Annotated in this window: 1 protein-coding gene; it reads right to left on the bottom strand. The window is 60.1% G+C overall.

Annotated features, from left to right (window positions below; all coding sequences use genetic code 11):
- Positions 1-10: 10 nt before the first annotated feature.
- A complete protein-coding gene (locus EVJ30_RS15005; RefSeq protein WP_131469575.1) occupies positions 11-946 on the bottom strand; it encodes an IS30 family transposase in 936 nt (311 codons plus the stop codon).
- Between the last annotated feature and the right edge of the window lie 111 nt (positions 947-1,057).

The following is a 1,057-nucleotide window of genomic DNA, read 5'->3' as shown; positions in this document are numbered from 1 at the left end:
CGACGGTTTGTCAAATTAAGCGCAACACTTCCTCCACGAAGGCCTCGTGTGCGGTCTTCCAGCCCAGGCACTTCCGTGGGCGACCATTGATCTTGGCGAGCGCGTCCACGATCTCTCCCCGGCCGACCGTCGCGAAGTCCGATCCTTTCGGGAAGAACTCGCGCAGGAGGCCGTTGGCGTTCTCGTTGCTGCCGCGTTGCCACGACGAGTACGGATCGGCGAAATAAAGTGGCACGCCGAGTGATGACCGGATGCGCTCGTGACAGCTGAACTCCTTGCCCCGGTCCGTCGTCGCCGTCTTGAAAGCGCCCCCAGGGAAGGCACCGTGGACCGTGTGGATCGCCTCCTCCATCGAGGACGCGCTACGGTCCGTGATCGGCAGGGCGAGATAGAACCGGCTCTTGCGCTCGACGAACGTCGCGACGCAGGCCTTCGACTTCCCACGTCCTGAAACGACCGTGTCGAGCTCCCAGTGCCCGAACGTCTCGCGTGTGCGCACCTCCCGCGGGCGGTCCGAGATGGTCAGCCCGACGTTGATGCGACCGCGTGTCTCTACCGGTTTTCGGCGCTTCCCCTTCTGGCGGAGCACGGTAGCCGGCACGTCGATCAGTCCTGAATAGATCCAGCGATAGATGGTCGAGAAGGCGATCTTCCCGTCAAAAAGGCGTCCCGTGATCTGTTCTGGGGACCAGGTCGCACGCAGTTTCTCGATGATCGTCAGACGCATCATGTCGTCGAGTTTCGTCTTGGCGCCGCAGTTGGCTTTCGCCTTCACGTAGCGTCTCTGTGCACGTTCGGCCTCGTAGCCGGGATTGCGTCTGATCTCCCGCGAGACGGTCGAGGGCTGTCGCCCGAGCCGTCTCGCGATGGACCGGATGGACATCCCGAGCTCCAGATAGGTCTCTATTTTCACGCGTTCGGGTGTGGTAAGATGGGTGTAGCTCATAGCGATTCCTCCGTCTGAATGTTTGTGTGGTAACTTCATTCTACACGAGGCCGTCGCTATGGGCTTTTTTGTGTTCACTTTGGGGTGTTGCACTTAATTTTATAATTCATC

Source organism: Exiguobacterium sp. SH5S13 (assembly GCF_004337085.1).
Taxonomy (GTDB): domain Bacteria; phylum Bacillota; class Bacilli; order Exiguobacteriales; family Exiguobacteriaceae; genus Exiguobacterium; species Exiguobacterium aurantiacum_A.
Note: the sequence above shows the minus strand (reverse complement) of the source record. Positions and strands in the feature narration are given on the sequence as shown.